This window comes from Martinezella sp. CNPSo 3890, assembly GCF_057784455.1.
On record NZ_JBXSOR010000014.1, the window covers coordinates 141,367 to 148,747 of the forward strand.

The following is a 7,381-nucleotide window of genomic DNA, read 5'->3' on the forward strand; positions in this document are numbered from 1 at the left end:
ACGTCGGGAGCAAGGATGACGACCTTCAGCCTGGTCGAGACCATGAGCGGTCGGAGTCGTCATGTCCTTTATGATCACCATGTCGCAGAAAGAATTGCATCGCCTCGAACTCATCCAGAAGATCCGCGACGAACGCCTGAGCGTTGTCCAGGCTGCCGAACAGCTCGACCTCAGTCGAAGTCAGGTCCATCGGCTGCTGCAGGCCTATGACCGGGATGGTCCGGCTGGCCTTGTTTCCAAGAAGCGATCGCGCCCGAGCAACCGGCGCCATAGCGAGGCGTTTCGCAATGCGGCGCTGGATCTGATCCGCGAACGCTATCTGGATTTCGGTCCGACGCTGGCACGTGAGAAGCTGATCGAGCTGCATCGGATCTCTGTCGCCAAGGAGACGCTGCGACAATGGATGACCGAGGCTGGTATCTGGGTCTCGCGCAGAGAACGCAAAAAACGGATTTTCCAGCCGCGCGGCCGACGTGATTGCTTTGGCGAACTGGTGCAGATCGATGGGTCTCATCATTGTTGGTTCGAGAACCGCGGCCCCAAATGCGCCCTGCTCGTCTATATCGACGATGCCACTGGAAAGCTCTTACATCTTCGCTTTGCTGGCTCGGAGAATACGTTCGACTATCTGCATGCGACGAAGGCTTATCTGCAGCAATGGGGCAAACCGCTGGCCTTCTACAGTGACAAGCACGGCGTCTTTCGTTCGACCCATGTGTCGGAGAAGGACCGGACGAGCGGCCTGACACAATTCGGCCGGGCGCTTTATGAGCTGAACATCGACATCATCTGCGCCAATACCCCGCAGGCCAAAGGCCGTGTGGAACGTGCGAACCAGACATTGCAGGATCGGCTGGTCAAGGAGATGCGGCTTCGCGGCATCGACACGATCGAGGAAGCCAACGGCTATGCGGCTGAGTTCATTACGGATTTCAACGCACGTTTCGGCAAACAGCCGCGCAATCCGAAGGACATGCACCGGCCGTTGGCCGATCACGAGAACCTTGATGGCGCCATGTGCCGCAAGGAAGTCCGCACGCTGTCGCAGGCTTTGACGCTACGCTACGACAAGGTGCTATTCATTCTCGATCCGACCGACGTTTCCAGACCCTTGGCCGGCCAAAAGGTGATTGTTTGCGATTATCCGGACGGTCGCCTCGAGATCATGCACGAGAGCTTTGCCCTACCCTACAGAACCTTTGACAAGCTGCGGTCGGTCCATCGGCCGGAAGTCGTCGACAACAAGCGTCTGGACGACATGCTGTCAATCGTCGCCGAGATGCAGGCTGGACGACAACAGCAGCGGAGCAAGAGCGGCCCTCGCCGCACCGGACAGACGGATCATATGTTCGGCATTCGGGACGGCAGCACAGCCAACGGCTATCAGAAGCGAGGCCGCAAGCCGAGGACAGATTACATGAACGATCCGGCGGTGATTGCGCGGCGAGAGAAAGCGTTGTTGCGGCAACCAACGGCGGAATAAAGATCGTCAGTGCACGCCGATGTCGCTTTGTGTATCTGATTCCAGCTGCAGGCAGGCGGACCAAAGCGGCGTCTTGTGGAAGGCTCCGTCTTGAAGAAGCGTGAGCCCTTCTCGTGCCTCATAAAGCAGGCCCAGCCAGCACAGGCGCCGAAGGACACCATATTGGAGATCGGATTTTAGCTCCCAGGCTTCCAGGGTCATTTCGGTGTCGGACAGAGGTGCCATGTCTGGATAGAGGATCTTCACGACCTCCAATGGCGTGCAGCCCTCTCTCGTCTTGATATTGAGAAGATTGAGGAACATGCGCCACCAACGTAACCGAGCTTGGACCTCTTCTTTGCGCTCGGTGGTGTGGACATAGGAATAGAGATAATCCGTGGCGACGCGATCGAAGAAGGCTTGCGGATTCATCAGGAACTCGCGGCCACGTCTGGTTGGCAGCAGCACATCCTTTTTCCGGCGAAGAAGCTTCAGATGGCGGGTCATGTCCCGCACGACCCAGAGCGGCGGCATGTCGCTTTCGTTCAGCACTTTGTTCATGCTGTAGAGGTCTTCGGCTGTAAAGTCGGGCCAGAGGAAGTTCACAGCGGCCCAATGCACGAACTTGCGGTTCATGGCGCCGGTTGCCGTCAATCCTATGCCACCTTCACCGTCAGCATAAGCAACCGCAAGCAGCATGCCGCGAAGAAGTGGCGACAGCGCGGCGACATCGACGTCACCCTGCAACTTGATTTCCGGAAGCATCGTTGCGCTTTGATCCCTACTCGCCCCATGCGGTGCAAACGAGTATCAGCCGGCGATAGAAGAATTGCTACTGAGAAAGCTCACATGAGGATTTCGCCGTCAAGTTCAATCATAGTTTCATAGCTTGCCTTTTCGATTTTGTATCGAACCCATGGTCTGAGCCACCTTGCATGACGCGGCACGTTTCCGTCACCGGTTCAAACTCACATACGGTCGCCGTTTTGCCCGGCAGCACCATTATCCCGCTTTCGTAGCGGCAAGGCTCAGGAGAACGGGACCAATCTAAAGCGCGGCATTTAAAGCCCGACTTTGAGGCGGTTCGCTCACCTGGATCCGCCAGGAGTGATCAGTCCTGGAAGATTTGTGTATTCGGCAATCTTTTGGGGTCGTCAGGCGGTCTTCATGACAGCCCCCTCGATGACAACACCCGCAGTGACAAACTTCCACAGCGCGATAAGGAGTTTGCGCGCCAGGGCCACTATCGCGGCTTTCTTTAAGCGTCCACCATTCGACTGAACCCGATCCACAAACCAACGGCTAAGCGCTGATGCTGGCTGATTGCGTAGCCACAACCAAGACAGTTGGATCATCGTAGTGCGCAGCCGAGGGTTTCCTGCCTTTGAGACACCCTGTTCGTGGTCGATGGTCCCGCTCATCCATGGGGTTGGTGTCAAACCTGCATAGGCGGCAATCTGCCGCCGATTATCAAAATGCCGGGACAGGGCTTCGGTCCAAAGAACGGCGGCAAATTCAGCGCCAACACCCTTTAAGGACAGCAGCATCGCTGCGGGCGAGGTTGCCTCAACCGCTGGCTGCTCGTCCATCGATAGGAGCGAATTACGCTCGCTCTCCACTGCAGCGATCTGTTCCAGCAGCAACTCGAGACGGTCGAGTTCGCGATTGATTTGAGCCTTCAGGTGTTTCGGTAACTCGCGCCCATCTCCGGTCTGGAGTTCCTCCAGCCGCTGACGGCGATCCTTACGGAGCGGTTGATAGCCGCTGACGCCTTGAGCGAAGAGTAGTCCCTTCACGCGATTGACATGCCTGACCCGCTCAGCAATCAAAACTTTGCGTTCCCGGCAAATCCGACGCCGATCTTCGTCCTTCGGATCTGGCGCTCTGACCATCGCACAGACGCGAGGCTCGCCGCGCTTGAACGCAAGCAATGTGCGCGTCAGAGCCTCTCCATCGATCTTGTCGGTCTTCGCACGCCGACGTCGACGGGAAGTCGCGATCGAAGCTGCGTCGACGACGTAACTCTCGATGCCGTGAGTCTCCAGCACGCGGTGGATCCAGAAGCCGTCCAATCCTGCCTCTTGGATCGTCACGATGGGAAATAACTTCCCTGTTCTCAACCGCGCCTTCTGTTGTAGCTGCTCAAATCGATCCAGCAGCTCGGCTACATTGCCACCGGCCACTACGTGCTTCGACATCTTCTCGCCACTGCCCGGCGACAACGAAGTGATCAATCAGGTCGATCGGCTCAGTTCCAATGATACAAAAATTGCGCCAAGATCAATGCGGACAGCGGTCGGATGAATGGATGCAGGTTCCATAAACTGCTCCTCCTGAGCGAGTGTTTTGATGCAACCTCACTCTGCCAGAGCGGCGGCCGCTGTTCACTCCTCATGGGATCTAAAGCCGAAGGGGAGCTTCGTTACCCGCCCCCGCTCCGCCCTTTCAACCCGGCCCAGCCGGTCGGACCGGGGGCTGATCGTCAGAACAAGAAGACCCTGTTGTCGCGTTTCTAACCGGCTGACCACGTCGCAGCCCTATCCAGCTTTGACAGTTATAACGTTACGATGAACGTTGACGTAAAGTGCGACATACCTAATCCCTGCTGCGATGCATTTTGAGCGGATCCTCCAACAATCCAATAGCATTTTGAAGGAGAAAGGTCGCCCGTCTGCAAGCGCTAGATATCCCGAAACGCATCGTGGAAAGCGGCATCGGCTTCGGCTTGTGCTCCCCGTCCGAGCGCATCCTGCACCTTCGTGAACCGCGTGCGGTAGATGAATGTCTCTATTCCCATCGCAAGGTCGAGGTCATGCTTCGCTCCCGCCAGATCACCTTGTCGCGTTTTTAGCCAAGCTCGAATCGCCAATGCCTCAGGAACTTGAGGCGTCTTCGCCAGCACTTCCGAGACATCCTGCAGAGCCTCGGCGTGATGACCTAAAGCCATTTCGATTTCCGCCCGAAGGATTAAATTCATGCGCCGTGATGCCTCGGGATCCAATACTTTGACACTCTTCTGCGCCTCCAGGGATTTATTGATGTCAGCCAGGGCCAAATCCTGCTTGTCAGCTTTGTAATAGGCTTGCGCTGTGAACAGATAATTGCTGATATTTTTGGGATCTGCCTCGATCAGCTTGCTGAAATCAGCAGCAGCGAGATCATACTGCTTCGTCGCCATGTAAAGTCTGGCGCGTTGATCTCTTGCCAACGTGCTCTCGGCGACATCCAACAAATCCGTACAGATCTTTATTGCATTCAACTGGGATTCCCGGCTCGGATTGACCGCGGCAAAACTGCAGTCCATGTCCGAAGGAATATGTTTGTTGAGAAGTGCTCCGAGTGCTTCCCGGGCTTCCGTGCCGCTCGGCGCGGCGGAAATTGCCGCAGCGAAGTCCTGTTTCGCTCTCTCCCGATCCCCCATCTCAAGATATATGCGCCCACGCATCGTCAAGGCTTTGCTCAGATCAAAATTCTCGACGTCGCCCTTGGCCACACCTAATTCCACCGCCTGATTGGTAAGAGGCAGTGCCCGTTCAAGCTGATGGCGTGCAAGATAGATCTCGGCCATCGTCGTAAGGATTGCAGTTTGCGGCGACGCGACTGAAAGAAATTTTTCGCAATCTTTCAGGGCAAGGTCGTCTTTGCCGAGGCTCTTGTAAACGCTGCATCTTTGGAAATACACAAGGGGTTCCTCGGGGCTGAGGGAGGCTGCCTTATCAAGATCGCGCAAGGCCAAATCATAGCGCGTTGCGAGCATCAGATACCGGCCTCGCAGCAGATAGGAGCGAGCCTGGTTGGGTGCCAACTCGACGATCTTGTCGAAGTCTGCTTCAGCTTGACGCGCAGCAGACTGCTTCTTGGCCGGATCCGACGCCGTCACCGCCACAAGGGCATTGATGCGGGATCGAGCTTCGTAGGCCGAGATGAGGTTGGGCTCGATTGCGATCGCCCTGTCGCAGTCCTTGGTAGATAGAAACAAGAGCGGCTTGAACTGCAAACTGCATCGGTCGGCAAGCGCCTGCGCGAGTTGGGTCGAGTCCGTTATTTTGTCGATCAGCTTTGTGCAATCATCCATTGTCGAGCAGAGCTGCGGCGTTGGTAGGTCATCCGCTCCGGCATAGGCGTCACTCCACCCGAGCAGGACGATGGCAAGGGACATCAGGGATAATCTTCGCAGGATCATGCTTTAGCCTTATGGAGATTGTTCAGCTGGCAGGAAGTTGAAAGTCGGCCTTGGTCCAAAATTAGGTGAGCACCCCGACGAACCCATATTTCAGATCCGTCTCAGTGCCTTCCCTCGTCAACCTCAGCCGATTGGGTCGAGTTGTTTTGGATCGTTGATCCATCGGTTGTCTGACTGGACCACAATCTTGTTCTCCAACAACCGCATTCCGATAGCTACTGGCTGAATTTTGTGAATGTGATTGACGTGTAAATCTCTGGGAGAACTTCCTGCATGACCTCGCGCTCCGCAGCCGATGCCCCAGAGGCTAGGATGGTCGGATTGCTAGGCCGCCCGGCAATACGGACATAGCCGGCATCGACAATCTGACCTTGACCGATCGTAATCGTACTCTCGCCTCCAATTGGGCTGACGTAGCTGAATAGGAAGTTGTGATCACCTCCAGCCTCCAGCTTAACCCCATTGCTGAATTGGCTGATGCCGTACTGGCAATCCGCATAGGTAATGGCATAGCGGCCGGGGGCGATGGGTCTGAAAGACCGAGCATAGGAGGCGGCGTCCGCGACCCGATACAGGAAAGTAGCCCGCATATCCTTCGGTTTCTTTTCATTGGGCAGCAGCCACCGATCGGCGGAATAGATGTCTTCAAACGGCGTATTTTTGTCAGGCTTGCCATTGTCGATCCGACGCAGGCGAATATGGCCGGAGCAATACTGGTCACCCATCATGTTGCCATCCACGATCCGGATGAGCAGCAAGGCTCCCTTCTGGCTTTTCTTCGATGCGATCTGTGCGACAGCGGCACTATGTTCAGCCGCCGCCTTGCCAGGATCGCGGCCTCCGGCGCATCCCGCTAGGAGGCCAGTCATCAGGCCGAGCCCGATAGCGGCAAAGAGTTTTGCATGCATGCTGAAGTTCCTATGATCTTCGCTTGGCTTTGGAGCCTTCTCCGTCCGTCATGCAACCCGTTCAACGCGGCATTGTCGGCACAGCGGATATGTTTCCAACAAGGATGTCAGCCGTTCCCGCATGATCGTGAAGTTCGATCCGTACATATACAAGGCCGTTTCTTGCTGCCCCTGCCAATGACTGTTTACCGCTCCAACGCCTTCCAGCAGTCGTTGGCATTCCGCAAAAACATGATTGATGTCACAATCCCGGTAGACCTCATCCGGCAGGTCGGTTCCATTCAAATACAAGGCCAATCCTTCCTGTACCCCGAAATCGACCCGCCGCTCCTCGTCGGAGATCAGCAGACGGGAGCCCTTGGGAGCCAGTATCGCTTCGAGAGTGCGAATGACTATACCGATCATCTTGTCGGAGAGATCATCCAGCTCGATCTCGATATCGCAAGCACTGACTTCTCCATTGGGCGCCATCAAGGTACCGCCGCCGGCCACGCGTACGCCATACCGGTTTTTGACCATGGCCGCATTCAAGGCGTCTTCGATATCAGCGCGATCCTTTGGTTGAAGGCGCGCGTTCAATGTTGCGACGACGACTCCGGGCTTCTTTTTCTTAAAAATTCCCAGCATGGGTTCTATCTAGGGCCTCGTTCTCAGCGGAGATCCTTCTCCGGAAGCCATCCCTCCTCAATGCGATTAATAAGGAAGGTATCGTTCCATATTCCTTTTATCGGCAATTTTCGTTGCTCTTCCGTGATTTCCCCGACCTGACCTGCCACTGAACTTTCACCCAGCGGCGACTAGAGCCCCGGCGGTTTTGAATACGCCACT

General features: G+C 56.0%; 5 protein-coding genes and 1 pseudogene. 1 reads left to right on the forward strand and 5 read right to left on the reverse strand.

Going from position 1 to position 7,381, the window contains the following annotated elements:
- Window positions 1-61: 61 nt before the first annotated feature.
- The gene (locus AC13RC_RS26305; protein ID WP_488558993.1) at window positions 62-1,483 is read left to right on the forward strand and encodes an ISNCY family transposase; all 1,422 of its coding nucleotides are present in this window, start codon (window positions 62-64) and stop codon (window positions 1,481-1,483) included.
- Window positions 1,484-1,489: 6 nt separating this feature from the next.
- On the opposite strand, the gene AC13RC_RS26310 is transcribed toward AC13RC_RS26305, so the two are convergent.
- The 5 genes and pseudogenes from AC13RC_RS26310 to AC13RC_RS26330 form a co-directional block, all read right to left on the reverse strand.
- A complete protein-coding gene (locus tag AC13RC_RS26310) occupies window positions 1,490-2,227 on the reverse strand; it encodes a hypothetical protein (protein WP_488558994.1) in 738 nt (245 codons plus the stop codon).
- Window positions 2,228-2,616: 389 nt separating this feature from the next.
- Window positions 2,617-3,783: pseudogene (locus AC13RC_RS26315) on the reverse strand (IS110-like element ISRel9 family transposase).
- Window positions 3,784-4,142: 359 nt separating this feature from the next.
- Window positions 4,143-5,621: a tetratricopeptide repeat protein gene (locus AC13RC_RS26320; RefSeq protein WP_488558995.1), complete on the reverse strand. Its 1,479-nt coding sequence runs from the start codon at window positions 5,619-5,621 to the stop codon at window positions 4,143-4,145.
- 239 nt (window positions 5,622-5,860) lie between these two features.
- Window positions 5,861-6,553, reverse strand: coding sequence for a hypothetical protein (locus AC13RC_RS26325; RefSeq protein WP_488558996.1), 693 nt, complete (start codon window positions 6,551-6,553; stop codon window positions 5,861-5,863).
- A 48-nt stretch (window positions 6,554-6,601) separates the two neighbouring features.
- A complete protein-coding gene (locus AC13RC_RS26330) occupies window positions 6,602-7,180 on the reverse strand; it encodes a hypothetical protein (RefSeq protein WP_488558997.1) in 579 nt (192 codons plus the stop codon).
- Window positions 7,181-7,381 lie beyond the last annotated feature (201 nt).

Coding starts and splice junctions, on each gene's coding strand:
- AC13RC_RS26310 (WP_488558994.1), bottom strand. CDS start 2,227: ATGCTTCCGGAAATCAAGTTGCAGGGTGACGTCGATGTCGCCGCGCTG.
- AC13RC_RS26330 (WP_488558997.1), bottom strand. CDS start 7,180: ATGCTGGGAATTTTTAAGAAAAAGAAGCCCGGAGTCGTCGTCGCAACA.
- AC13RC_RS26305 (WP_488558993.1), top strand. CDS start 62: ATGTCCTTTATGATCACCATGTCGCAGAAAGAATTGCATCGCCTCGAA.
- AC13RC_RS26325 (WP_488558996.1), bottom strand. CDS start 6,553: ATGCATGCAAAACTCTTTGCCGCTATCGGGCTCGGCCTGATGACTGGC.
- AC13RC_RS26320 (WP_488558995.1), bottom strand. CDS start 5,621: ATGTCCCTTGCCATCGTCCTGCTCGGGTGGAGTGACGCCTATGCCGGA.